Consider the following 24,520-nt stretch of genomic DNA (forward strand, 5'->3'; position numbering starts at 1 on the left):
GGCCCCAGTTCGTGCTCATGCCAATCGATGGCGCGCAGCAAGGCTCCCGTGGCGCTGCCGGCGGGAAACCGGACAGGGGGCGGCGAACAGTCCTGGGCGTTGATGGTGGAGTCCCTCGAAATCGTCCCCGCCAGGCGGCGGGCTTACGATCGGGGATTCTCAGGGGCGTGCGGTCGTCTTGGCGTGAGCGTCCTGCAAGGCCTTGATCAGCTGTTCGGACAGATAGGGCTTGGTCAGCACCACGCCGGCGGCGAAGCCGGTGGGCAGGGCATCGGCGGCCACGCCGGTGGCAAGCACGAAGGGCGTTCCGCGTTCGCTCAGCGCCCGCGCCACCGGCTCGCTGGTCTCGCCAGCGGAAAGGCGGAAGTCGAGCACGGCCCGGTCGGGGCGTTCGCTGTCGATCAGCGCAAGGGCCTGCTGCACGGAGGCGGCGACACCGACCACCTCGGCGCCCGCCTGGGCAAGCTGCAGTTCCAGCAGCGTGGCGTTCATCTCGTCGTTCTCGACCACCAGGATACGCAGGCCCCGCAATGCCGACATCGCTTGCTCGTTAAGGTTTGGGAACGGAAAGTATAGCGGGACCGTCACTGCCGCCGCCTAGACAAACGGCCGCCGGAAGATGAAGCGTTTACCTGTGATCGCCATCGACGCACCGGCGGTCGTGCAAACACGCGGCGGTCGCGCAAAAAACAAACGGCAGCCGAAGCTGCCGTCAGTCCTGGTGCCGAAGGTGGGACTCGAACCCACACGCTTTTAAGGGCGGCGGATTTTGAGTCCGCTGCGTCTACCGATTCCGCCACTTCGGCGCGGCCGCGGAGTATAGCCGACTGTGCGGCCGTGCCGCTAGCGGCGCCATGCCGGTGCTGTCCCAGTGTGGGGCAGGGGAGAGGGATGGCAGTGGGCGGGGCGTTCCCGGGCCGCTCTCTCTATAGGCGGTACGCCGTCGCGACATCCGTGTCGCGCTTCCCAGGGGCGCTTCGTGTTGTGCCGATATCGTCAATTGCGCGCGGGGCATGGCTGCAGACGCTCGGCAGCGTTTCTGTGCCGCGTACTGCCATGGACCCACATCGTTGTGATGGTCGATGCGAGGCTCGCGCGTCGTGGAATGCAGGCGCCCACGACGATTCGATGAGGTATGGCGGGTGCCTTGGCGATGCCACACACGTTCCGCAAAAAAACGCTTGCGTGTGCCGATCACGATCGTTAATATTCCGCTCCTCGCAGCACGTGGGGCCATAGCTCAGCTGGGAGAGCGCTTGCATGGCATGCAAGAGGTCGCCGGTTCGATCCCGGCTGGCTCCACCAACTTTTCGGACGTAGGCCTGTCCGCAAAGCGACATCGTTAACAGCGTCCCCATCGTCTAGAGGCCTAGGACATCACCCTTTCACGGTGGCGACCGGGGTTCGAATCCCCGTGGGGACGCCAATTTGCAGGAATTCCTCGCACGCATCCGGGTTCGGCTCTGCCGAACGCATTGAGTGCGGGGTTTGTACATCGGAAGAAAGTCGGGTAAGATTCCGCTTCTGCCAGTACACGTGGGGCCATAGCTCAGCTGGGAGAGCGCTTGCATGGCATGCAAGAGGTCGCCGGTTCGATCCCGGCTGGCTCCACCAACTTTTCGGACATAGGCCGTCCGCAAAGCAACATCGTTATCTGCGTCCCCATCGTCTAGAGGCCTAGGACATCACCCTTTCACGGTGGCGACCGGGGTTCGAATCCCCGTGGGGACGCCACTCTTCGAAAACACCCGGCATCGCCGGGTGTTTTTTTATGCGTGCTGAGGTCGTGGCGGCGTCCTGGAGATGGCGGGGGGTGCGCCCGTACCCTCACCCCAACCCTTCTCCCAGAGGGAGAGGGGCTTTGGCTCCTTCCTTCTCCCTGTGGGAGAAGGTGCACTGCAGGGGCGGATGAGGGTCGGACGCGCACGACATTTCAACTGTCGTGACATGCGCCTTGGCATTTCGAACGCACGTGGATGTGCCGTACCCTCACCCCAACCTCTCCCGAGGGGAGAGGGGCTATTACGCTGCGGCGCCCGCTCAATGCAGCAGCCGGCGGATCTGCAGGATCGCCTGCGGCGTCCGTTGCACGCTATGCCCGGAGACGATCACCGTTTCCGAGGCGGCGCCGGGCAGGTGGGCGCTCCAATACGGCACGATGCCGTCGCTGGACTGCGTCAGCGGCACGCGCGGATCCTCCTGCCCGATGATCGAGTGGTAGCTCACCTGCGGTGAGATCGGCAACTGCGCCGCGGCAAGGATGAAGGGATCGCGGTCGCTGAGGCTGTCGATGCTGTTGGGCAGTGGGCCGAGCATGTCCTTGCCGGCAATGTCCTTGAACTGATCCAGGACGCGACGGGGCAGGCCGATCACGGCGCGCGCCAGTTCGCCGAGGGTACCGGCGGCCTCGGGCGTGCCGCGCTGCGGGGTGGCCAGGAAGATCGCTTCGGATACTTCCGGCATCGGCGCGAAATGCAGCATCGGTCCGAGCCTGGCTTGCAGCGCCTGGCGCGCCTGCGGATCCAGCGCGGCCCCATCGAACAAGGTGCGCCACAGCCGCTCGCCGTCGCTGGAGGACACCATCAAGCGCGCCAGCACACCGCCCATACTGTGCCCGATCAACACCATGTCGTGTGCGGACACGCTGCGGCGCTGCGGATCGAACTGGTCCAGCGTCTGTTGCAGCGCCGTGCGCACCTGCAGGTGGGTGTAGGGAATCGGCAGGTTGGTCGGGTAGTACACCAGCCAGATCTGGTAGCGCGCGCGGACCTGCGGATCGCCGAGCAGGTCGTTGGCCAGGTTCACCCACGCCTCCGGGCTGCTGGCCAGCCCATGCAGCAGCACCAGTACGCGCCGGTTCGGATCGTAGGGCTGGGTCAGGAACACGTGCGGCCGGTCGATGCCGTGCCCCAGGCCAAGCAGGGTGCGCAGCGATTGCGCGGCGAAGCCGGCGCGGGCCATCCATACGCCATAGCCGGCGCTGAAGTTGGCGGCCAGCGGCACGTCGGCACCGCCCATCGCCACCCGCTCGCTGAGCGAGGGATCGTGGACCTCCACGTGGGCGCTGTGGCCGGCCAATACCTCTTTGAGAGTGCGGCCGTCGAAGCGCAGCAAGACCGTGAGGTTGGGCGTGGGCATGTCGCTGTAGGCGGGAGCGGCGTCGGCAGCGCCGATGACGTCCGGCGCCGGCCGCGGCAGGACCGCGACCATTTCCGCACCGAACCCGTCGCGCCGATAGACGCTGCGCAGCCCGTCGAAGCGCAGGCCGCTGGCCGCCAGCATCGCTTCGGGCATCGGCATGTCCTTTGGACTGCCGATGCCGCTGGCATCCAGCGTCACCGTCCACTCGGGCAGGGCGGCAATCGGCGCATCGGCGTCGTGGGTGGCAGGCGGATGCCGCTGGTAGCGCGCAAACAACGCGGTCACTGCCTGCTGCACGGCATAGTTGTAATAGTCGCGCACCTGGGTCTGGCGTTCCTCGAAGGCGCGTTCGCTGGGCGTGCGTCCGCTGAAGAACAGGTAGGCGTAGGCGTAGCGCGCGGTCTGCAGCCAGGCGGCCAGCGTGGCATCGCCGTCCGGCTGCTGCCTGGCGGCACGCTGCGCGGCCAGGAGCGACAGTTCCGACGCCGTCGCCAGGACGCGTTCCTGGTCCAGGTCGGTGTTGCCGAGCAACTGCTCGACGCATGGCGCAACCGTTGCCGTGCAGCTTGCCGCGTCGAGGCCGGCGACGTTCAGCGTCTGCAGGGCGGCATCGCTGGGGCGCGCGGCGCTCAGGGCGTCGCCACGCTTGGCCTGGATGTAGCGCGCGGCATCCACGCGCTGCAGCGTGACGCTGGCGCAGCCGCCGGCGCACTGCGCCAGCCCCAGCACGACGCAGGCCAGCGCCACGCGGCGCCAGCGCTGGCGTCTCATGCCGCGGCCTTCGCCGGCATGCCCGCACGGCGCGCGAACAGCAGGTCGTACAGCACCGGGATCACCCCCAGGGTCACCAGCGTGCCCAGGGCCAGGCCGCCGATCATGGTGATGGCCATGCCGGTCCACAACGGCCCGGCGAACAGCATCAGCGGAATCAGGCCGACGATGCAGGTCAGCTTGGTCATCACGATCGGGCGCAGGCGCTTGACCGCCGCGGCGATCACCGCCTCGTGCCGACCCAGGCCATCGGCCAGTTCGGCCTCGATCCGCTCGAGCAGCAGCACCGCGTTGTTGACGATGATGCCGGCCAGCGCGAGCAGGCCGAAGGTGGCCATGAAGCCGAACGGATAGCCGGTGACCAGCAGGGCGAGGGTGGCGCCGATCAGCACGAACGGAATGCTGGCGACCACGATGAACAGCTTGCGGAACGAATTGAACTGCCACACGAACAGCAGCAGGATCGCGCCCAGCGCATGCGGCATGTACTGCAGCAGCGCCTGGTTGGCTTCGGCCGCGTCCTCCAACTCGCCGCCCATCTCGATGCGGTAACCCGGCGGCAGGCGCAACGCCGCCACCTTGTCGGCAAGCGCATCCACCACCTGGTCGGTGGTCAGGTCCGGGTTGCGGCCGGTGATGGTGATGGCGCGGCTCAGGTTGCGGCGCTGGATCGTCGAGGGTTCCGAACTCAGCCGGATGTCGGCGATCGCCGACAGCGGCAGCGGCGCAGCGCCGGAGGACGGATAGATCGGCGTGTCGCCCGGGTTGCCGCCGCGTGCACGCTGGTCGCTGTCGCCGCGCAGCACGATCGGCACGTTGCTGCCGTCGTCGCGGATCACCGAAGCGTCCACGCCGCCGTAGCGCAGCTGCAGCGCCTGGGCGATGTCCTCGCTGGCGACGCCGGCGCGGCGCGCCTTGGCCTGGTCCACCTGCACCACGTAGCGCGGAATGCGGCTGTCCCAATCGTCGCTGACGTCCAGCGTGCCGGGCAGGGCGCGCAAGGCGTCGGCGATGCCGGCGGCGAGGCGGCGCAGTTGCGCCTCGTCCGGGCCGATCACCCGGTAGATGGCCACGCCGGATTCGGTGGAGCCCAGCGAAAAGCGCTTGGGCTCGGCGCGCACCGCCGGATACGCCTGGCGCAGGTGGGTGCGCACCTTGGCGATCAGCGCGTCGATGTCGGTGCCCGGCCGCACGCTGACGGTGAAGTAGGCGATGTTGGCCGCCGGCAGCGGCGGGTTCAGCCCGAGCACGATGCGCGGGCCGCCATCGGCGACATAGCCGATGCTGTCGACGATCTGCGGGTTCTGCCGGCGGTCGGCCAGCCATTGGCTGATCGACTGCACGGTGCGCAGGGTCTCGCGCGCATCGCTGCCGGGCTGCAGGGTCACCGGCATCTGGAACTGCAGGCGGTCGGACTTGGGCAGGAAGCTGTACGGCACCGAGACCAGCACCGTCACCGCCAGTGCCAGCAGCGCAAGCATGCTGCCCAGGAACAGTGCCTTGTGCGCCAGCAGTGCTTCGATCGCGCGCCGGTACAGGCGGTACGGCCTGGACGTATAGGTGTCGCCGTGGCCGTCGGCCGGCGCGGCATGCGCGCGGGCGAAGTACATGCACAGCAACGGGGTGATGGTGATGCTGAGCAGCCACGAGCCGAGCAGGGTCACTGCCAGCACGATCGCCAGCGAGCGCATGTATTCGTTGGTGCTGGTCTGGCCGAAGAAGAACGGCGAAAACGCCAGCACGATCACCAGCGAGGAGGTCAGCAGCGGGATCGCCAGGCTGCGGCCGGCGGCCTCGCAGGCGGCGCGGCGTTCTTCGCCAGCGGCCAGGCGCCGTTCGATGTCCTCGGCGATGACGATGCCGTTGTCCACCAGCAGGCCCAGCGCCAGGATGATCGCGGCGATGGACACGGTCTGCAGTTCCACGTTCAGCGCCCGCATGGCGATCAGCGCGCCGAGGATGGTCAGCGGCACGATCGCGCCGACGATCAGGCCGGTGCGCCAGCCGAGGAACAGCATCACCACCGCCATCACGATGACGATGGTCTCGCCCATCACGTGGTGCATCTTGCCCATCTCGCGCTCGACCACGTCGGCCTGGAAGGTGACCACGTGCTGCGCGAAGCCCACCGGCAGCGCCTTGGCGGTCTCGCCCAGGGTGCGCCGCAGCGCCTTGCCGACCTCGGCGACGTTGTTGCCCGGCGCCATCGACACCGCCACCACCACGGCCGGCTGGCCCTGGTAGATCGCGCCGGTCTCCGGCGGATCCACCGGCATCAGCTCGATGCGCGCCAGTTGCGCCAGCGGGATCTGCCGCGGGCCGTCGGTGCCCTGCGTCGCGATGGGCGTATTGCGCAGGTCGTCCAGGTCGCGCACTTCGCCGGAGGTGGTCACGGTCATCGCCATGCCCGATGCGGCGACCAGGCCGCCACCGGCGACCACGTTCTGCGCGCGCAGTTGCTGCGCGACCGCGGCGGGGGTGAGGCCGGCTTCGCCCAACCTGGTCCGGTCGAAGGCGACGTAGACGCGTTCGTCCTGCAGGCCGTGGAAGGTGACCCGCTCGACGCCCGGCACGGCATACAGCTGCGCGCGCATCTGCCGCAGCGGTCCGAGCATCTCGGCGGTGTTGAAGCCGGGCGCGGTGACCGCGATCGAGGCGATGGCGACGCGGCCGAAGTCGTCGTCCACCAGCGGCCCCTGGGTGCCCGCGGGCAGCTCGGCGCCGGCCTCGGCCGCCTTGCTGCGCACCCGCTGCCACAGCGCCGGCAGATCCTTGACGCTGTCCTGCGCGGTGACCTGCACGATGGCGCTGCCGGGATGGATGGTGGTGACGATCTTCTTCAGGCCGCTGACCTCACGCAGCCGTTCCTCCAGCGGGCGCGCGAGCAGGTTCTCCACGCGTTCGCTGGGCATGCCGGGGAAACCGACCTGCACGATCGCATCGCGCACGGTCACGCTGGGCTCTTCCTGCGAGGGGAAGCCGAGGAAGGTGACGATGCCGCCGATCAGGATCAGGGCGGCGCTGAACAGTGCCAGGCGGCTGGACTGCAGGGTGGCGCGGGTCAGGTTCATGGCGAGACGGTGCCGAGGCGGGTGGTGGGACGGAACGGCACCACGTGCTGGCCGTCGTGGAGGAAGGCGGCGCCGGCGGCGACGATGCGCTCGCCCGCGGCCAGGCCGCGCAGGATCTGCACGCGGCCGCCATCGCTGTGCCCGATCACGACCCGGCGGCGACGCACGCTGCCGCTGTCCTGGCGGTACACGAACACCATGGTCTGGCCATCGGCCATGCTCGGGAGCAGCGCGCTCAGCGGCACGCTCGGTGCCTGGTCGGCAACGCTGTCGGGCAAGGCCAGCAGCAGCGATTCGCCGCTGCGCGGCTGCGTTGCATCGGCGCTGGCGCTGTCGAACAGCGCCTGCACGGTGGCGCCGCCGTCCACGCGTTCGGACACGCTGCGCAGGCGCAGCGGCAAGCCTTGCTGCGGCGCACTGCTGCGGTAGGCGAGCACACGCTGGCCGGGTTGCAGCGCCGCTGCGCGCTCGGCCGGCAGCGTCGCCAGCACCTGCGCGCGATCGGCGCCGTCCAATTGCAGCACCGGCTGGCCGGTGCCGATCAGAGTGTCGGGTTGCTGCAGCCGTGCCACCACGCTGCCGTCGAACGGCGCACGCAGTTCCGACTGGCGCACCGCGCGGCGCGCCAGCGCCAGGTCCGATTGCGCGCTGCGCACCCGCGCCTGCGCCGCGGCGAAGGCGCTCTTGGCCGCGGTCAGGGTTGCCGCGGAGGCGGCGCCGTCGTCGAACATGGCCTGCTGCTGGGCGAGCTGGGTCTGTTGCTGCTGCAGGTCGGCCGCGGCGATGCCGACGCCGGCCTCGGCCTGCTGCAGGCGCAGGGCGTTCGGTTCCGGATCCAGGCGCGCGAGCACCTGGCCGGCGTGCACGCGGTCGCCCACGTCCACGGCGATGGTGGCGATGCGGCCTCCGCCTTCGAAGCCGAGGTCGGCGCGCTGTTGCTGGCGCACCTGGGCGAGGTAGCGGATGCTGTCGTGCGCGGCGTCGCCGCCGACGGTTTCCAGCTTGACCGCGCGCGGCGCATCGGCCGGCGGCGGGGCCTCGCGGTCGCAGCCGGACAACGCCAGCGCGGCCAGCGCCAGGCACAGCGGGAGAAGCAGGGTGGGGCGCAGGATCATGGTCGGCGGTGTCCCGGAAGCGATCAGAAGGTGTAGGTGAGGGTGGCGCCGCCGCCGGCACCCGCGCGGCGACGCACCACCGGGCTGCCGTCGGCGGGGCCGACGTAGCGGGTGGCGTTGAGCAGCAGCGAGGCGGTCCAGTGCGGCGACAGGGTGTGGTCCCATTCGGCACCGACCGTGTAGGCGTACACGCCGGCATCGGCGCGATGCGGCTGAAAGCCGCTGGCCAGGCTCTGCGCATCGGTGACGCCGAAGTACGCCTGGTTGAAGCGGCGGTCGCCGAAGTGCGTGTCCAGGTCCAGGGTCACGTTGTCGGCCGCGGCCTGCAGCAGGGTGAAGCGCGCCCCGGCGCGGTAGCGGTTGCGGCGCGCGCCGTCCTTCAGCGCGAACTCGGCCTCGGCGTCCAGCGCCAGGTACGGGGTGAGTTGCTGCATGACCAGGCTGCGCGCGGTGATCGCGCCGGGCACGTCGCCCATGCCGGCCAGGTTCTTGGAGCCGGGGCGCCAGCTGCTGTTGCGCTGCAGGCGGCCGAGGTCGTAGCCGAACGACTGGCTGGCGGAGAAGCCGTGCGCGTTCTGGAATTGCACGCCGGCACCACGCACTGTGTCGGCGAACAGGATGCCGCGCTGCACCGAGAACACCGGCACCGCCTGCACGCGATCGTCGGCGGAACCGGCATAGCGCGGGGTCAGCATGGCGCCAGCGCCCACGCTCAGTTGGGTGCGGTCGCCGAACAGGCCGGCGCTGGGCGCCGGGTCGGGGTCTGCGGCATGCGCGGTCGGCGGCAGTGCCAGCAAGGCTACGGTCAGCGTGGGCGACAGAACGGAGAGGACATGTTTCATCGGGGCAACCTCGGGTGGGGGAAAGGTCAGGGCGCGTGCGGCAGCGGCACGCCATAGAACGCGCGGAACAGCGCGATGCGATCGAGCAACAGGTCCTGGCGGGCCTGCAGGTGCGCCAGTTCGGCCTGGGCGGCCTGGATGTCGCCGGCCAGCAACTCGGGGCGGTCCTGCAGGCCTTGCGCGACGCGCTGCTGCAGGCGCGCCACGCGTTGGCGTTCGCGTTCCAGGTTGGTCCGTTCGCCACGTTCGCGCTGCTGCAGCGCCGGCAGCGCATCCAGCGCATCGGCGACCTCGCGGAACGCCGCTTCCACGGTCTTCTCGTAGTCGGCCACCGCGCCGTCCTTGCGCAGCTGTGCGAGATCCAGGTTGGCGCGGTTGCGGCCGCCGTCGAACAGCGGCAGCACCAGTTGCGGCATGAAACTCCAGGTGCGGCTGCCGGGCATGAACAGGCCGTTCAAGGCCTCGCTGGCGGTGCCCAGCGAGGTGCTCAGCCGGATCGACGGGAAGAAGGCGGCGCGTGCGGCGCCGATGTCGGCATTGCGCGCGCGCAGTTCGGCCTCGGCCTGGCGCACGTCCGGGCGCTGCAGCAGCAGCTGCGAATCGAGGTCGCGCCAGGCGCGGCCGTCGTCCTGCTCGGCGCCGGGCAACAGCTCCTGCAAGGTGCCGGCCCCGTCGGGCGCGGCGTAGCCAGCGAGCAATTGCAGGGCGCGGCGAGCGGCGGCGTGGTCGCTGGCGGCCTGCTGCGCGCGCGCCTGCGCCTGGTCGTCGTCGTGGCGCTGGCGGTCCAGCGCATCTTGGGAAATCAGCCCGACTGCCTGCTGGCGCGTGGCGATCGCCAGCAGCGCGGCGCTGTGCTCGGCGATGGTCTGCACCTGCTGCCGGCTCTGCAGGGCGGAACGTTCCAGCGTGTAGGCCCGGAGGACTTCGGCGACCAGCGCACCGCGCGCCGCCTGACGACCTTCTTCGGTGGCCAGGTAGCGCTGCTGCGCCGCCGCCGACAGCGACGCCAGCTTGCCGAACAGGTCCAGTTCGAAGCCGTCCACGCCGACCGCGACGGTGCTCAGCTTCTGGCCATAGCGTGCCTGCGTGGCCGCGTCGTCGTAGCTGCGGCGCGTGCCCTGGGCATCGAGTCCGAGTTGCGGCAGCTGCTGCGCGCGTTCGATGCGGTACTGGGCGCGCGCCTGCTGCACGGTCAGCACGGCATTGCGGAAGTCCGGGTCGTGGGCCAGCGCCTGGGTCACGAGGGGGGCCAGGTCGTGCTGCGGCGAGAACGCCCGCACGAACTGCTGTTCCTGATCCGTGAGTGCGCTGTCGCTGCGGTCCTGGGCAGTGCCAGTGGTTGCGGCGGTCGCGCCCAGCGTAGGGGGCAGGGCAGGTTGCGGGCGCTGGTAGACCGGCGCCAAGGAGCAGCCCCCCAGGGCGAGCGCGAGCAGGCCGAGCAGGGCGTGGGCGCGACGCGGGCGGAGCAACGGGGACGGTAGAATCATGGCGGCGGTCGGGTGATCGAACTCGACTGCCAGCATCGGCGGGCATGTTCAAGCCGCCTTCTAGGAATCTTCAAGATTCCATCAAGACGCGAAAACGGGCACCAGGCAATGCACGCGAAGAAGATCCTGCTGGTCGAAGACGATGCCGACAGCGCCAGCATCCTCGAGGCCTACCTGCGCCGCGACGGCTTCGAGGTCACTATCGCCGAGGACGGGCAGAAGGCGGTGGCGGTGCATGCGCAGTGGAAACCGGACCTGGTGCTGCTGGACGTGATGCTGCCACGGCTCAGCGGCACCGAGGTGCTGTCCACGATCCGCCGCAGCAGCGACACGCCGGTGATCATGGTCACCGCGATGGGCGACGAGCCGGAAAAGCTTGGCGCGCTGCGCTACGGCGCCGACGATTACGTGGTCAAGCCGTACAGCCCCAAGGAAGTGGTGGCGCGGGTGTATGCGGTGCTGCGCCGCGCCGGGCCGGCGCGTGCCAGCGAGGAGCCGCTGCGTCACGAGCGGCTTACCGTGGACACCGCGGCGGTGCGCGCCACCGTGCGCGCTGCCGACGGCCAGGAGGTGGCGCTGGAGCTGACCCCGACCGAGTTCAATATCCTGGCCACGTTGATGAAGACGCCGTTCAAGGCCTTCACCCGCAGCGAACTGCTGGAGATCTGCCTGCCCGACAGCGATGCGCTGGAGCGGGTGGTGGATGCGCACGTGCACAACCTGCGCAAGAAGCTGGAGCATGAGCAGGTCACCGGCCTGTTGGTGACGGTGCGCGCCATCGGCTACCGCTTCCGATGAACTGGTCTTGGTTCCGCCGCAAGCGCCACGCGCCGCTGTGGCAGTGGGTGGGCCTGCGCATGAGTGCGCTGGCAGTGCTGACCATCATCGCGATCGCGCTGGGCATGGTGCTGCGCTTCGCGATCTGGGACGTGTCCACCCTGAGCCGCCTGCCGCCGCAGGCGCGGCAGGAGATGCTGCAGCTGCGCGAGGATCCGCACAGCAATGCGCGGCGCCTGTGGGAACTGTTCGAAACCTATTACGACGTGGCCGACTTCCTGCCCGGGCTGGCCAGCCGCGACTGGTGGCTGCTGGCCGGCATGGTGCTGGCGTCGATCCCGGTGATCGTGGTCTGCGGCCTGCTCGCCTCGCGGCCGCTGTCGCGGCAGTTCTCCAACGTGGCCGAGGCGGCGCGGCGCATCAGCGACGGCGATTTCGCCGCGCGCGCCCGGGTGGTCCCCGGTGCGCCCGACGAACTGGCCGGGCTGGCGATCGACTTCAACGGCATGAGCGCGCAGTTGCAGCAGTACGAGCGCGAAGTGCGCGAGTCCAGCGCGATGCTGGCGCACGAACTGCGCACCCCGCTCAACGCCGCGATGGGGCGAGTGCAGGGCATGCTCGACCAGGTGTTCCCGAGCAGCGAGGAGCAACTGCGCATGGTCCAGCGCCAGCTGGAGCAGATCAATCGCCTGGTCGGCGACCTGCACCTGCTGTCGATGGCCCGCGCCAACCAGCTGATGCTGGAACCGCAGCGGTTCGCGCTCGGTGCGCTGGTCCGCGAGCGCCTGACCTGGGCCGCGCAGCCGCTGCAGGAGGCGGGCATGCACGTGCACGTGCGCATTCCCGAGCAGTTGCAAATCAGCGCCGACCGCGACCGCCTGGGCCAGGTGCTGTCGGTGCTGATCGACAACGCACTGCGCTACGCCGCGGCCGGCGGCGAGCTGGCGCTGGAGGCGCAAGCCGATGCCGATGGCGTGCTGATCCGCGTCGCCGATCGCGGCCCCGGCGTCGACGAAGACGCCCTGGCACGCATGGGCGACCGTTTCTGGCGCGCCGACGACTCGCGTGCGCGCCATTCCGGCGGCAGCGGCCTGGGCCTGTCGATCGTCGCGGCCATCTGCCAAGCGCACGGCGGTGCGCTGGAATTCGCCAATCGCGGGGGCGGCGGACTATGCGCCCAGGTGCGGTTGCCGTCCGGGTTAGCAGGTGATGCGGGCGCGGGTCGCAGCAGTGCGCCTGCGCCACATCCGCGCAAACGGCAAGCGTGAGATCGGTGCGGTAAAGTCCGCTGCACGAACGGAGACGTTCAGTCCCAGGCTTCCACGTGAGTACCGCATTGGATACCAACCGCCAGCGCCAGGCCGTCCCAACGGGCAAGACCGCCGAGGAATGGCAAGCCATCGAGCACGCCGCCATCCAGGAGTTGCAGCGCCGGGCTGACGAGGCGCACGCGACCGTGGTTGCGTTGCTGGATCGCCACGGCGGCAACTTCAGTGCCAGGCAGATGTCGCAGATACGGCGGCGGCTGGAGAAGCGTTGAACGGGTGACGTGGACGCGAGCGGCGCTGCGGCATACGAATTTTACATAAGATACATTTTATCCGCACCGGAGCCGTGCAAGCCATTGATTTCAATGGTCTTTTTTTGATGCGCCGCCGGCACGGTGCCGATTGTCAGCACCACCAGCGCGACCACCGCGGCGGCCGCGCTTAGCCTGTCCCACAGCGTTGCCCACGCCCGCCGCTCAACTTCTGTTTCCGACGCCTCTTCCCTCACCTTCGTAGCCAGTGCGGGATCTGCCTTCGCTAGATCTATCAGCGCCATCAGGTGCTCATTCGTGATCTGGCCGCCACGTCGCCACACCGACACCGCAGACCTAGACACCCCGATTTGCTTCGACAACGAGTTGTCGGAGTCGCTAGGACAGTTTTTCCGCGCCTTGTCAAGAAGAACGTTCAGGGTCTGCATGTTGAATTTTCCTTGACATAACAGTCGATCCTCATTTTACATATGCCCCGTGTCGAGCGTTGTTCGACACCCCGCCCCCCGGCACCCCCCGGGGGCCACGGGTCGGGTAGGGGACAGGGGATTCACGAATGGACATCGAACGCCTCGCAGCCATGCCGCTGTGCAAGCTCTTCCGCGCGCGTGCCGTCTTCCGCCCTCGCAGCCGCTTCGACCTGGTCGACCAGGTCAACACCGCCATCGAGCGCCGCTACCAAGCCTTCCGCCTCGGGGAGATTCGGTGATGAGTCACGAAATTCTCTCAGTCCAGCTTGCCATTGCCGGCGTTCTGGCTGTCGCCTTGCTTATCCGCGGCTACTTCGCCTATGCGCGCTGGTTCGATCGCCGCATTGACCAGCAGCTTGAGGCCGACTTCCGCGCCTACTGCATGGTGCAGGAAGCCAAGCGGGAGGCCGCCCGCCGTGCATAACCCCGACTGGTCCCAGTTCTCCCTGCTCGATCACCTGATCGCCTGCGCGCTCCTCGCGCTGTATCTCATTCCGGTCGTCGCCGTCGTGGCAGCGCCGCTCGCGATCAAAGTCAGGAACGACGCTCGATGAGCCTCCTGGTTGCCCTCTACCACCCCTTTTCACCGGCGCAGCTGTGCAATCGGCCGGCACACCCGGTTGGCCCGAGCAGTAACACGGGCCAAAAGTCTCAGACCCCGGACGGCCTGTCGAAGCCGCTGATTGACTTCTGCACCCTCGTTTTCGACACCGACAAGGCCGTGAAGCTGCTCAAGCGCATGAGCGCCCAGGACATGGTGGCCTACGTCTTCGGCACCTCTGGCAGCATCGTCGCCGGCCCCTTGCTCGAGCGCCTCTGGAACTTCCGCTATGAGCGCAGCGCCACGCTGATCGATGAGACCTCATCCGTCTGCGGCAAGATCGGCGTTTCCGACACCGGGGAGGTCTGCATCAGCCTGACAGGGCAGGGGTGCACCCACGTTCCCAGCTGGCCCTACGTCGAGCGCATCGCGGACGACCTCGGCGCTCACCTGACCCGCGCTGATATCGCCGTCGATGACCATTCTGGTCTGACCTTCGACGTTGATTACTTCCGCCAGGCGTACCACCAGGGTGCGTTCACGTCCAATGGCCGCCCGCCTCAGGCGCGTCACCAGAGCGACGAGGGTAGTGGCAAGGGCTGCACGCTCTACGTCGGCCAGAAAGGTCACAAGGAACTTTGCGTCTACGAGAAAGGCAAGCAGCTTGGCGACCCGGAAAGCCCCTGGGTGCGTTGCGAGTTGCGCCTCTACGCCAAGCGCATCGACCTTCCTTTGGACGTTCTGACAAACCCCGGCAAGTACTACCGCGGTGCCTACGCGATCCTCGCTGACCTTGTCATCGGTGAGCTTGACCGCTTGCAGCTCAAAGAGCGCATGGTCAATCCCTCCGCGAAAGCCATGATCGATTTCATCGACACCCAGGCAGGCACCGCCCTTTGTGTCCTCTGGAATGCCTGCATGGCGCGCTCCCGCGACTACGCCGTTTCGGTGATGCAGCGCTACCTCATGCACGACGGTGTGCCTGGTCGTTTCAAGCATCTGTCTCAGTGTGAGTTAGAGATTCGCCTGTCCAATCAGTTGGATCAACTCTTCCCCGACCTTGCCTAGCACCACAGGCACCGTGCCGCTTGCGGCGCGGGGCCAACCGCCGCCCGTGACGCATCACGGAATGTCCCACCACCAGCGCCATCACCATCAGGAAACCAGCACCATGAAGATCACCATCACCAGCATCCACGTCAACGAGAAGCACTGGGAGAAGGGTGGCCGCAGCGGCATCATCCGCACCCAGGAGGCCAGCGCCGAGACTCCGAAGTTTCGCCAGACGGTTCGCCTCGATCTCGGCAAGGAACCGCCCTACGAGCCGGGCATCTACGACCTGAACCTGGAAGACAACGTCACCGTCAACCAGTACGGCGACCTCGGCCTTCCGCGTAAGCCCACCCTGGTGCGCGTCGACAAGCCCGCCCAGCAGCCCGCCCCGGTCAAGGCGGCGTAGTACCCATGGACGGAGAGACCGTGCTGACGCTGCACTGCAAAGCGTCCGACTACGACGCCTCAACAGCCCAGTGCGCCTATCCGTTCTATGGCCCCACGTCGAGCTTTCCGCCGCCGCTCAGCGTGGCTGATTCCCTGGTCATTTCAGCCGGCATCGTTGGCTGTTGGTCCGTGGGTTTCATGATCCGGCAGTCCCGCCGGGTCGCAGGTGGCTAATCCGTGTCGCGTCACAAATCCCACTCAACAGGAGATACCCGTGTCCAAGATCCAGTTCCTCCGCAACAAGATCGCTGCCGGCGTCGCCGGCGTCACCGCCCTGGTGGTCACCGGTTCGGCCTTCGCTGCCGATCCGCTGGCCGACGCCGCCACCGCTTCGATGGACAAGAGCACGCTCTATCTCATCGGTGCTGCGGTGCTGACGCTCACCGGCGTGGTCGTCATCATCCGCAAGAGCCAGCGCGCTGGCGGCGGCTGATCCCAGCAAGGTAGGGCAGGGCGGGGAAACCCGCCCTTTCCTTTTTATCGCGCGTCACGAAATAGGGGGCATCAATGCAATACGTCGGTTACTTCGTCATGATCGCGATGCTGGGGGCCGTGTGGCTCGCTTTCGACAGCTGATCATCCTCGTGGTTGCCCTCCTGCTTTGTCAGGAGGGCATTGCCGCGAGCTACTCTGATCAAGGTGCTGCCTACTCCGCATGCGCCTCTGATTCCGGCGCTGTAGCTGGACGTGTTGACGACGATAAATCCACTTATCAGGTCGTCATCAACTGCGCGAAGGCTGCCCAAGATCCCATCTATTCGTGCTACGCCGTCCGAGTCTCAGGCAGCACCGGCCAAACTGGCGCGCAAGCTGCTTGCCAGGTATTCATTCGAGGCTCCAACAACGACCCCGAATATCGCTATCCCAGCGCCAACACGTGCGACAAGCGGCCTTCCTTCACTTCGACCTTTTCTCCCAAATCCGGTTCTACTTCCTGCGACTCCGGTTGTGTTGGGTATTGGTCGCGTAACGCTGATGGCACCAGCACCGCCATCTACAGTGCCGGCGGGGTGTGCAGCACTTCCGATTTCCCCAAGGAATGCAGCGATTCTCAGTACTGGAACCCTGTCCTAAACGTCTGTGAGCCGAAGAAGGAGGAGTGCCCCAAGGGCCAGTCTCCTAACGGAGTCGGCAAGTGCGCCCCGGAGCCTTGCCCCGATGGCATGGTGCAGCAGCAGGACGGCACCTGTAAGGCGAAGGAAAGCGAGTGTCCTCAAGGCCAGGTGAAAGGCCCTGACGGCAGCTGCGTCAAGAAGCCCGATGCCTGTTCTACCGGCCAGGCCATGGGTTCCGACGGGACGTGCAAACCTGACAAAGATGGCGACGGCAAGCCCGACGACGAAGACAGCGACGACGATGGCAAGGATGACAAATCGTCCTTCTCCGGCGGTGATTCCTGCGATTCCCCACCGTCATGCAGTGGCGATCCTGTCATGTGTGGGCAGGCCCGCATTCAATGGCGCATTGACTGCAACACGCGGCGCAACCGCAACATCGCAGGCGGCGCCTGCAGCACACCGCCCATTTGCACCGGCGATAAGTGCGACGCGATGGAGTACGCCTCGTTGCTCATGCAGTGGCGCACCGCATGCGCCACCGAGAAGCTCGCAGGAGGGAAGGGCAGCGACAACTCTGGCGATCAACCCGCGTGGACGAAGGTCAACGGCATGAGCCAGGACCCCGGCGCCGGCGCCACTGCCGACGACACGAAGGTGCTCACGACCAACAAGCTGTCCACCGACGATCTGGACACGTCCGGCTTCGGTGGCGGCGTTGGCACCTGCATCGGCTTCGCCACCGCTGGCGGTGGTAGTCAGTTGGCTGATGGCTTCCTCTCCACGCTCGCGTCGCCGCCTCCCATTTTCTGCGAGTGGGTCAAAGCCATGTCTGCCATCTGCATCCTCGGTGCCGCCATCGTCTCCGCCTTCATCCTGTCCCGAGGGGGTGCGTAATGCCCATGATCATCGGCGCCCTGGTTGCCGCGCTTCTGCAAGGTCTGCGTCAGTACCTGCCCGGCATCATCGGCCGCGTGCTGCTCGCCTTCGGCATTGGTTTCGCCACGCACGAAATCGCCATGCCAGCGCTGAAGTCCCTCATCCAGGGCTACATCGGCGGTCTGCCTGCGGTGGCCTATGCCTACTTCAACGCGTCCGGGTTCGGTGTCGCCACGACCATGATCCTTTCCGCCTGGCTCGCTAACCGCGCCCAGGCCGCCATCCTGACCAAGCTTAAGGCGTCCTAATGGCCCTCTACCTCGTCACCGGCCAGCCCGGCCACGGCAAGACCGCGTATGCGCTCGACAAGGCGTTCACCTTCAAGAAGGAGGGCCGCAAGATCTACGCCAGCGGAGTGAAGGATCTGGACTACGAGAAGGCCGGTTTCACCTATCTGGACGATCCCACCAAGTGGCAGGATCTGCCCGATGGTGCGGTGATCCTCCTTGATGAGTGCTACACCGTTTTTCCGAACCGCAACCCCGGCGCCAAGGTCCCCGACCATGTCGAAGCGATGGCCCGCCATCGTCATCGCGGCTTTGACTTCATCCTGATCGCGCAGCAGGGCCTGCAACTCGATCCCTTCTTGCGCGGGCTCTACGAAGAGCATGTGCACGTGCGCCAGACCTCGGTCATGCGCAGCAAGACCAAGCTCAAGCGCTGGAACCAGTATCAGAGCAACGTTCAGGGCGCTTGCAACGACATCGTCGATTGGGTGCGCCCGAAATACGTGTTCGACTACTACACCAGCACCACGCTGGTGACCACCAAGCGCACCGTGCCGATGTGGATCCGCTACGTTGTCGGCGGCCTGGTGGTGCTCGCCGTAATCCTCTTCGGCATCCGCTGGTATTTCGCCAGCAAGATCGCCGGCTATCAGGCTGAGCACGATCCAGCAGAGCACCCTCAGCAAACGCGCGACGGCACCACCGCGAAGGGAGGTACGATCGAGCGCGGGGGGGGCGTCGCGCGCACCTACGCCACGGCGACCGACTACGCCACTGCGCACCTGGCCAGGTTCCCCACGATGCCCTGGACCGCGCCCATCTACGATGGCGCCGCTCCGGTCGGCCAGCCCCAGCTTTTCTGCATGTCCAGCCTCGGCGGCAAAGACGGCCAGGGCCACACCACCGAGCCGAGCTGCACCTGCATGACGGAGCAGGGCACCAAGTACGACCTGCCGCAGCCGCAGTGCCGTACGGTCGCCCTCAACGGGCCGCCCTACAACCCGTACAAGCAGCCCAGCGCCCCGCCGGCACCCTACGTACCGCCCCAGGCCCAGGACGCGCCCCAGGCGCACGCTGGCGCGCCCCTGCAGGGCAGCGTGATCGCCAAGCTTCCCCGCGCCCAGGGCACGTTCCCGGAGCACCCTCAGGCGAAGTCAGAGACCTATACCCCGGCTACCACCCTGGAGATGTGACCATGCGCGACGACAGAGACCCCGGCACCCTTGAAATGCCCCTGCGCGGTCGACCTGGTCGACCGCCGGCCGATGGCATCGCCGCCAAGACCGATGCGGAGCGAGCGGCCGCGTACCGCCAGCGCAAGGCCAAGCGGCTGAGGGTAGGGCATGCGCGCCCCGCTCAACTCTCTGATAGCCTGCTGTTGGATCTGATCCGCAAGAGCATCGACAACGGATCTGCCCGTGCCACTGTGGCCCGCCTCGTTGCCGAGTTGGCCACCCGCTACCCGAAGGCGTGACGCGTCATGGATATGGGCAACATCGACTGGTTTCGCACCATCCTGCTCGCCGAGGTCATCGTGTTCTCGATCCTCGGCCTGGTCTCCGGCATCCGCGCCACTCGCCTCGGCGCCTCGTTGTTCCGACCCCTGCGCTAGCCCCAGGGGTGTAGGGGGCATCGCCCCCTACGGTCAACGCCTCACCCGCGCTAGGTCCGCCGGCGCCCACGACCTGGTCGGCCTACCTGCCCAGGCTCGCACCTCGACTGACCACCTCCTGCTGACCGCTTCTTTTCCAGATCTTCGCGCAGCTTGTCCCGCATGTACGCGACGCTACCTTTCCGGGCCAGCGTCTTTCCGCGCTCGCGTTGCCGGCACTCGTCCATCATCCGGCGCCATTCGTCTGCGATGGTGCATGTCAGCGACCAGTGTCGTAGCGTCCATGCGTCGATGCGCCTGCCTTCAGGTGTCACCAGCATCCCGGCCTCAAACGAAAAACCGGCCCAGGGGCCGGTCAGTTTCCGATCACGCATGCGCCGAACTCCATTCGGCGGGCCATCCTGGCCGGGGTGGCGTGAACAGCCTGCGCAGCCTGGCGAACCAGCGTCCGAACATAAGATACATTATGCGAAATTAGCTATGTCCCCGGACGGGGGCGCGGCCGGCCATCCCCGTTGCTGTCAGTTTCTTTAGTTCGTGTCCTTTTCGTTTGGATCGTGCCCCTGCTTGATTTCAAAGGCTTTTTTCCCTCTCCAAGGACACGATCCAAAGTAACGCGTGGACGCTCTTCGTGCCAGTGTCGCTATGCAGAGCAGCTTGATCGGTGTCAGGTTGCAGCCACTTTGCCGCGAGTACGCCTAGAGCGTGCTGGTTTAGGAGGCTTGGGCTGACCGTGTCCAACACGTTGGTGCCAAGCCGCTTCGAGTGCCGCAGGGAGATCGTTCAATTTGGCCAGCTGTGCCTCCAACGCGTCGGCACGCGCTTGCTGGACGGTAAGTTCCTGGCGAGTCTGGGAGACCGTGGCCTTCGCGCGCTCAAGCTCCTCGCCATGCAGCCGTTCGGCCATTGCAACTTCTTTTCGGAGGCTCATCAGTTGCTGTTGAGCCTCCTTGGTCTCCTGGCGCGCCCGATCCACTTCCGCATGTGCACGGTCTTCCGTAGCACGCACATGCTGGATCAAAGTGTCGCGCTCAGCACGCGCCGCTTCCTGCACATGCTGAAGCTGAATCTGCAGTGCTTCGCAGGCTCTTTCTACTTCTGATACACGCAGTGTTGCCGCGTCGCGCTGCTGGCAGAACTCATCTAGCTGCTGCTGGAGTTGCGCAACGAGACGCTCGAGTTCGCCGGCGCGGGCTGTCGCGAGCTGTTCGGCGTGATGAGCCACCTCTGCCTCGCCCCTAAGCCGGCCGAGTTCGGCCTGGATGCTGTGGCGATCGCGTTCTAATTCATCTCGGGCGCTCAGTACGGCGGCACGCTCACTGGCGATGGCTTCATCGGCATGGTTCCGCGCATGGTTAAGAGCTAACGCCCACCACTTCCCTGCCAGGGCTGCCACTGCCTCGGGCACATTGGCTGTGACTACGCGGATCTGGTCGTTTTGCGCCAGGCGCGTCCCCAATCCGCGCCACCATGTCTCCAGCCACCGAACGACGGTATTCGGGGAGCCTGTACCAAGATGAGCACGGATGCGTTCGACGGTCGGACGTTCGCCCAGCGCGACAAGCGCGTCGGCGGCGGCGTGAACATCTGATTCTGTGATGCCTCTGGCCATTGAAGTGCCTCCCGGATTGGCGCCCTGCCCCGCAGTTGACGTACTCGCGATAAGTGATGATTATCGTGGCTACGCCTGCTGATTCGTAGCGTACATTACATACTATGGATGCTAATTCCACTAGTGCCGCCCTCGCCCAGACCGTCCACCAGCTGGTACTGCCCGAACAGCTGGCGCAACAGGCGGCGGACGCGGTGCGCGAGCTGCTGGCCGAAGCAGCGGCCGAGAACACCACCCGCAGCTACACCAGTGCCCTGCGCTACTGGGCCGGATGGCATGCGGCGCGCTACGGCATCGAGCTCGCATTGCCGGTGCCCGAAGCCACTGTGCTGCAGTTTGTGGTCGATCACGTGCAGCGCCGCTCGACTGACGGTGAGCTGGCGTGGGAGCTGCCGCCGATCGTGGACCAGGCCTTGGTGGCGGCCGGCTTGAAGGCCAAGCTTGGGCCCTGGACCTTGGCCACCGTGCGGCATCGAGTTGCCGTGCTGTCCACCGCGCACAGGCTCAAACAGGTGACCAATCCCTGCGAACAGCCAGCGATCCGCACGGTGCTCAGCCGCGCCGCCCGAGCCGCAGTCAAACGCGGCGAGCGGCCGCGCAAGAAGACCGCGATCACCCTGCCGGAGCTGGAAGCCCTGCTGGCTACCTGCGACGACAGCCTGGAAGGAATACGGGATCGCGCCCTACTCTGCTTCGGGTTTGCCAGCGGTGGGCGCCGGCGCAGTGAAATCGCCGCCGCCGACCTGCGAGACCTGCGCCGGATCGGCGAGGCGGGCTACATCTACCGCCTGGAGCACAGCAAGACCCAGCAGGCCGGTGTTACCGCGAGTTCGACCCCGGACAAGCCGGTGCTCGATCGGGCCGCCCTCGCACTGCAGGCCTGGCTGGACGCAGCCGGGATCACCGAAGGGGCGATCTTCCGACGGCTGTGGAAGCAGCGCGTCGGCCCTGCCCTGTCTCCGGCCGCGGTAGGCGAGATCGTACAGCGGCGGGCGCGACTGGCTGGACTGGAGGGGGATTTTGGCGGGCACAGTCTAAGGTCAGGGTTCGTGACCGAGGCCAGCCGCCAAGGTGTGACGCTGCCGGCGATCATGCAACTGACCGAACACCGGTCGGTGTCGAGTATCGTGGGGTATTTCCAATCGGGCGGCGCTGTGATGAATCCCGCCGCTCGTCTACTGGAAGACTGACCTGCCCTAAGCTCTTGAAGTGCTCATCTAGACCAAATTGGCGGGTTACCCTTGGATCAGCGGAGTTGTTAAGCCGGCAGAGGGGCTCCTGGACCTGACCGCTCATCGGACCGTGGCCACCGCTGTGGAGCATTTACAAGCAAACGGTGCGGCCAGCGTTCCGGCAGCACATTTGTCGGATTCTGATTGTCCGGCTTGCCACCCCTTGCATCGCATTGCCGTGTCGTACGATTCATAGTTGCCAGATTTATTGTTTAACGGGAGCCGATATGAATGAGTCGCGTCGCCAGCCATTCGTGCTGAAGTCTCGAAAGCCCATACCGGGACACGTACCTGACCCAAGCCGGGTATTCGATCCAATGCGCCAACTCTGGATCTCTAGGGACTCCGGACTTCCGGTAGTAGCGGAGCATGTGCGCCCGAACAGCCGCCAGCGCAGCGACTGGGGGGAAACCATAACAACGAGAACTTCCGAAGGCATCGACCAATCGGAGGTTACTCGTGCCTCCGACTGGGGTGAGACCGTCACAACCAAAACCTCCGAGGGCATTGATCAATCGGAGGGCATCCGCGCCTCCGATTGGGGCGAGACCGTCATAACCGAAACCTCAGAAGGCGTCGATCACTCCGAATCCGTGCGTGCCTCCGATTTTGGAGAGACCGTCGTTACAGCAACCAGCGAAGGTCACGATCAATCGGAACGCATTAGTGATGAAGGCCGGTACTGATGCTGCTGATCGTTAGCAACCGGGACGATCTCGCCGCCGACTTCATGATCACACGCATGGAAGAGAAAGGCATCGACTACTTCCGGCTGGATTCCGAGGATGCCGCTAATCTCAGGTACTCGATCCACTGTGATTCGTCCGGCATCAACGCACTACTGCGCAGCGAGTTCAGGGAGGCACCATTGGCCAGTGTCGACGCCGTCTGGTATCGACGTGCCATCCATCCCGTCGGCCTTGAAGACGTACCGGAGGAGTTCAGGAGATTCGCGGCGCAGGAGCTTCGCTATCTCTTAGAAGGCCTGTTGCCTGAAACCGGGGGCGTCAGGTGGGTGAACCCCATCGGCGCAACGGAGCGCGCCGAGCGCAAGGTGCGCCAGCTCGCCCTTGCACCGCATTACGGCCTTCAGATCCCGGCCACGATCATCAGCAGCGACCCTAGAGAGCTGCAGTCCTTCGCGAAGCAGCATGGACGCATCATCTGCAAGCCGATCTCCCAAGGTCTCGTCGCCACACGGTCGCAATGGTTCGCCGTGCGCACTTGGGAGGTCATGGAGGACGACCTTGCTGAGATAGCCTCCTGCGCATTCCCAACGCTGCTGCAGAAGCTGGTACCCAAGGGCTTGGACATCAGGCTCACGGTCATTGGAGACCGTGCATTCCCCGTCGCCATCGAAACAGCCCCCGATGCCGAAATCGACTGGAGGTCGTGCCCCAATGATCTGATCTATCGTCCTTGCACGCTTCCCGAGCCAGTCGTCGACAACTGCAAGAAGCTGTTGAAAGCGCTAGATCTGGTCTACGGCGCCTTCGACTTCGTCCAATCGCCGGAGGGCGAACTGTTCTTCCTTGAAGTTAATCCAGCTGGCGAATGGGCATGGCTGGAACTTGAACTCGACCTTCCCCTGCGCGATGCCTTCATCGATCTGTTCCATCCTCAACACCAGGAAGGACGATGAGCCAGGCCCGAGACTACCTTTCTAAACCACCGAGCCGCCTTCCGGTCTCTTTTCGGACATATTTTGATGCCGCGAAGAAGAGCATAGCGACCTTCTTCGTGTTGCTGCACCACACACTCTCTGCGTACGGCACGGCTCCATCCCCGGAGCAGAGCATCACCACGAACTCGCCGAAGGGTACGATCCGTCCTAAGTTGCTGCAGCGGATCGAACAACTATGGGACGCCGCAAGGACACGCTCTGCGCACCTCGAGCAGAAATCGACGGCGACGCTTTCCGGCCTCGGGATTGCCGCACCCATTGTCATCGCCCTGTCGGCTTTCATCGTCAAGGAGCCGTCGATCTCCGCGTGGGTCAGGCATACCTGCCTGCTCCTGGTCGCGCTGGCTATCACCAGTATGGTTATGGGCTTTCTCGCCATCCTGCGAGCCATGTCCGTTCGAGAACGCGAGGAACTTGGCATCGATAGCGTCGTTGTTTCCCGCGCCTTCAGGAGGGCGACCGACGATTTCCATGGACGCGGCTTGCTCTACGTGTACATCAAGCAACAGGCGCTCAACGACCATGTCGCGAACTTCATTCGCGCATCGCAGATGTTCCTGGCGATCTCGGTTGCGCTCGTCTTGCTTGCAGGCGCGGTGGTGGTTCCAAGCATCGCCGCGGCGACCGGTCGCCAGAAATCCACCCCGGATCCCGCGCTGTCGCAACTCAACAGAACGCTAGAAACCTTGATCGACCAAGTCGATCAAACAGAGGTGCTGCGCGTCGAACAGCTCAGTATGCAGGAGGATCTGGCCAAATTGCGGCTTGAGATCCAACGCCTTTCTGCAAATCATATGAGCAACCCTTCGACCGATCCAGCGGCCAATCAAGACCCTGAGACACCAGTCACTTCGAAACGCGCTGAGCCTAGCAAACAGCCCTGATGTTCGGCTTTCCATCTCTA

General features: G+C 66.1%; 26 protein-coding genes and 5 tRNA genes. 22 read left to right on the forward strand and 9 right to left on the reverse strand.

Features of this window, described 5'->3' with window-relative positions; genetic code table 11:
• Positions 1-159: 159 nt before the first annotated feature.
• Both NUG21_RS09825 and NUG21_RS09830 read right to left on the reverse strand, forming a co-directional pair.
• Positions 160-540, reverse strand: coding sequence for a response regulator (locus NUG21_RS09825; protein WP_048489724.1), 381 nt, complete (start codon positions 538-540; stop codon positions 160-162).
• Between the two features lie 179 nt (positions 541-719).
• Positions 720-806 (reverse strand) — tRNA-Leu (locus tag NUG21_RS09830).
• A 423-nt stretch (positions 807-1,229) separates the two neighbouring features.
• Here NUG21_RS09830 and NUG21_RS09835 point away from each other — a divergent pair.
• The 4 genes from NUG21_RS09835 (at position 1,230) to NUG21_RS09850 (ending at position 1,734) form a co-directional block, all read left to right on the forward strand.
• Positions 1,230-1,305 (forward strand) — tRNA-Ala (locus tag NUG21_RS09835).
• 45 nt (positions 1,306-1,350) lie between these two features.
• Positions 1,351-1,426, forward strand: a tRNA-Glu gene (locus NUG21_RS09840).
• 112 nt (positions 1,427-1,538) lie between these two features.
• A tRNA-Ala gene (locus NUG21_RS09845) sits at positions 1,539-1,614 on the forward strand.
• A gap of 44 nt (positions 1,615-1,658) precedes the next feature.
• Positions 1,659-1,734, forward strand: a tRNA-Glu gene (locus NUG21_RS09850).
• A gap of 306 nt (positions 1,735-2,040) precedes the next feature.
• Here the strand turns inward: NUG21_RS09850 and NUG21_RS09855 are convergent.
• The 5 genes from NUG21_RS09855 to NUG21_RS09875 are packed head-to-tail and all read right to left on the reverse strand — an operon-like array spanning position 2,041 to position 10,427.
• Positions 2,041-3,912, reverse strand: a complete 1,872-nt coding sequence (locus NUG21_RS09855; protein WP_263392937.1) for an esterase/lipase family protein — start codon at positions 3,910-3,912, stop codon at positions 2,041-2,043.
• Positions 3,909-6,983 (reverse strand): efflux RND transporter permease subunit, encoded by a 3,075-nt coding sequence (locus NUG21_RS09860; protein ID WP_263392938.1) that lies wholly within the window; start codon positions 6,981-6,983, stop codon positions 3,909-3,911. The genes NUG21_RS09855 and NUG21_RS09860 overlap by 4 nt, the downstream gene beginning before the upstream one ends.
• Positions 6,980-8,098 (reverse strand): efflux RND transporter periplasmic adaptor subunit, encoded by a 1,119-nt coding sequence (locus NUG21_RS09865; protein WP_263392939.1) that lies wholly within the window; start codon positions 8,096-8,098, stop codon positions 6,980-6,982. The genes NUG21_RS09860 and NUG21_RS09865 overlap by 4 nt, the downstream gene beginning before the upstream one ends.
• A gap of 23 nt (positions 8,099-8,121) precedes the next feature.
• Positions 8,122-8,940, reverse strand: a complete 819-nt coding sequence (locus NUG21_RS09870; RefSeq protein WP_263392940.1) for a MipA/OmpV family protein — start codon at positions 8,938-8,940, stop codon at positions 8,122-8,124.
• 26 nt (positions 8,941-8,966) lie between these two features.
• Entirely contained in the window at positions 8,967-10,427 is a 1,461-nt protein-coding gene (locus NUG21_RS09875) for an efflux transporter outer membrane subunit (protein ID WP_263392941.1), read from the reverse strand.
• 108 nt (positions 10,428-10,535) lie between these two features.
• Between NUG21_RS09875 and NUG21_RS09880 the strand changes: the two genes are divergently transcribed.
• Genes NUG21_RS09880 through NUG21_RS09890 form a run of 3 tightly spaced genes read left to right on the forward strand, consistent with a single transcriptional unit; the run spans position 10,536 to position 12,744 of the window.
• The gene (locus NUG21_RS09880) at positions 10,536-11,225 is read left to right on the forward strand and encodes a response regulator (RefSeq protein ID WP_019796034.1); all 690 of its coding nucleotides are present in this window, start codon (positions 10,536-10,538) and stop codon (positions 11,223-11,225) included.
• A complete protein-coding gene (locus tag NUG21_RS09885) occupies positions 11,222-12,472 on the forward strand; it encodes a sensor histidine kinase (protein WP_263392942.1) in 1,251 nt (416 codons plus the stop codon). Before NUG21_RS09880 ends, NUG21_RS09885 begins: the two co-directional genes overlap by 4 nt.
• Before the next feature lie 56 nt (positions 12,473-12,528).
• Positions 12,529-12,744: a hypothetical protein gene (locus tag NUG21_RS09890; RefSeq protein WP_263392943.1), complete on the forward strand. Its 216-nt coding sequence runs from the start codon at positions 12,529-12,531 to the stop codon at positions 12,742-12,744.
• 41 nt (positions 12,745-12,785) lie between these two features.
• On the opposite strand, the gene NUG21_RS09895 is transcribed toward NUG21_RS09890, so the two are convergent.
• Positions 12,786-13,172: a DUF3693 domain-containing protein gene (locus tag NUG21_RS09895; RefSeq protein ID WP_019795978.1), complete on the reverse strand. Its 387-nt coding sequence runs from the start codon at positions 13,170-13,172 to the stop codon at positions 12,786-12,788.
• Positions 13,173-13,300: 128 nt separating this feature from the next.
• On the opposite strand from NUG21_RS09895, the gene NUG21_RS09900 reads away from it, so the two are divergent.
• From NUG21_RS09900 to NUG21_RS09950, 11 genes are all read left to right on the forward strand, one after another.
• On the forward strand, positions 13,301-13,453 hold the full coding sequence (locus tag NUG21_RS09900) for a hypothetical protein (RefSeq protein WP_019795977.1): 153 nt from the start codon (positions 13,301-13,303) through the stop codon (positions 13,451-13,453).
• Positions 13,453-13,638, forward strand: a complete 186-nt coding sequence (locus NUG21_RS09905; protein WP_019795976.1) for a hypothetical protein — start codon at positions 13,453-13,455, stop codon at positions 13,636-13,638. Before NUG21_RS09900 ends, NUG21_RS09905 begins: the two co-directional genes overlap by 1 nt.
• The gene (locus NUG21_RS09910; RefSeq protein WP_019795975.1) at positions 13,631-13,768 is read left to right on the forward strand and encodes a hypothetical protein; all 138 of its coding nucleotides are present in this window, start codon (positions 13,631-13,633) and stop codon (positions 13,766-13,768) included. The genes NUG21_RS09905 and NUG21_RS09910 overlap by 8 nt, the downstream gene beginning before the upstream one ends.
• Positions 13,765-14,823, forward strand: coding sequence for a replication initiation factor domain-containing protein (locus NUG21_RS09915; RefSeq protein WP_263392944.1), 1,059 nt, complete (start codon positions 13,765-13,767; stop codon positions 14,821-14,823). Before NUG21_RS09910 ends, NUG21_RS09915 begins: the two co-directional genes overlap by 4 nt.
• A 103-nt stretch (positions 14,824-14,926) precedes the next feature.
• The gene (locus tag NUG21_RS09920; protein ID WP_263392945.1) at positions 14,927-15,214 is read left to right on the forward strand and encodes a G5P family DNA-binding protein; all 288 of its coding nucleotides are present in this window, start codon (positions 14,927-14,929) and stop codon (positions 15,212-15,214) included.
• 255 nt (positions 15,215-15,469) lie between these two features.
• Positions 15,470-15,688: a hypothetical protein gene (locus NUG21_RS09925; RefSeq protein WP_019795971.1), complete on the forward strand. Its 219-nt coding sequence runs from the start codon at positions 15,470-15,472 to the stop codon at positions 15,686-15,688.
• A 151-nt stretch (positions 15,689-15,839) separates the two neighbouring features.
• The gene (locus tag NUG21_RS09930; protein WP_263392946.1) at positions 15,840-17,207 is read left to right on the forward strand and encodes a hypothetical protein; all 1,368 of its coding nucleotides are present in this window, start codon (positions 15,840-15,842) and stop codon (positions 17,205-17,207) included.
• Entirely contained in the window at positions 17,207-17,497 is a 291-nt protein-coding gene (locus tag NUG21_RS09935) for a DUF2523 family protein (protein ID WP_019795968.1), read from the forward strand. Before NUG21_RS09930 ends, NUG21_RS09935 begins: the two co-directional genes overlap by 1 nt.
• Complete coding sequence (locus NUG21_RS09940; RefSeq protein ID WP_263392947.1) at positions 17,497-18,669, forward strand: zonular occludens toxin domain-containing protein; 1,173 nt, start codon at positions 17,497-17,499, stop codon at positions 18,667-18,669. Before NUG21_RS09935 ends, NUG21_RS09940 begins: the two co-directional genes overlap by 1 nt.
• Positions 18,670-18,671: 2 nt before the next feature.
• Positions 18,672-18,950: a hypothetical protein gene (locus tag NUG21_RS09945; protein ID WP_263392948.1), complete on the forward strand. Its 279-nt coding sequence runs from the start codon at positions 18,672-18,674 to the stop codon at positions 18,948-18,950.
• 6 nt (positions 18,951-18,956) lie between these two features.
• Entirely contained in the window at positions 18,957-19,088 is a 132-nt protein-coding gene (locus tag NUG21_RS09950) for a hypothetical protein (protein WP_263392949.1), read from the forward strand.
• Positions 19,089-19,755: 667 nt separating this feature from the next.
• On the opposite strand, the gene NUG21_RS09955 is transcribed toward NUG21_RS09950, so the two are convergent.
• A complete protein-coding gene (locus NUG21_RS09955; protein WP_263392950.1) occupies positions 19,756-20,700 on the reverse strand; it encodes a DNA-binding protein in 945 nt (314 codons plus the stop codon).
• Positions 20,701-20,804: 104 nt separating this feature from the next.
• On the opposite strand from NUG21_RS09955, the gene NUG21_RS09960 reads away from it, so the two are divergent.
• The 4 genes from NUG21_RS09960 to NUG21_RS09975 all read left to right on the forward strand — a co-directional run bounded on the left by NUG21_RS09960 (position 20,805) and on the right by NUG21_RS09975 (position 24,500).
• Positions 20,805-21,890 (forward strand): site-specific integrase, encoded by a 1,086-nt coding sequence (locus NUG21_RS09960; protein WP_263392951.1) that lies wholly within the window; start codon positions 20,805-20,807, stop codon positions 21,888-21,890.
• A gap of 269 nt (positions 21,891-22,159) precedes the next feature.
• Positions 22,160-22,618, forward strand: a complete 459-nt coding sequence (locus NUG21_RS09965; RefSeq protein WP_263392952.1) for a hypothetical protein — start codon at positions 22,160-22,162, stop codon at positions 22,616-22,618.
• A complete protein-coding gene (locus NUG21_RS09970; protein WP_263392953.1) occupies positions 22,618-23,574 on the forward strand; it encodes an MvdC/MvdD family ATP grasp protein in 957 nt (318 codons plus the stop codon). Before NUG21_RS09965 ends, NUG21_RS09970 begins: the two co-directional genes overlap by 1 nt.
• The gene (locus NUG21_RS09975) at positions 23,571-24,500 is read left to right on the forward strand and encodes a hypothetical protein (RefSeq protein WP_263392954.1); all 930 of its coding nucleotides are present in this window, start codon (positions 23,571-23,573) and stop codon (positions 24,498-24,500) included. The genes NUG21_RS09970 and NUG21_RS09975 overlap by 4 nt, the downstream gene beginning before the upstream one ends.
• Positions 24,501-24,520: the final 20 nt, after the last annotated feature.

The organism is Xanthomonas sp. CFBP 8445 (assembly GCF_025666235.1).
Lineage (GTDB): Bacteria > Pseudomonadota > Gammaproteobacteria > Xanthomonadales > Xanthomonadaceae > Xanthomonas_A > Xanthomonas_A indica.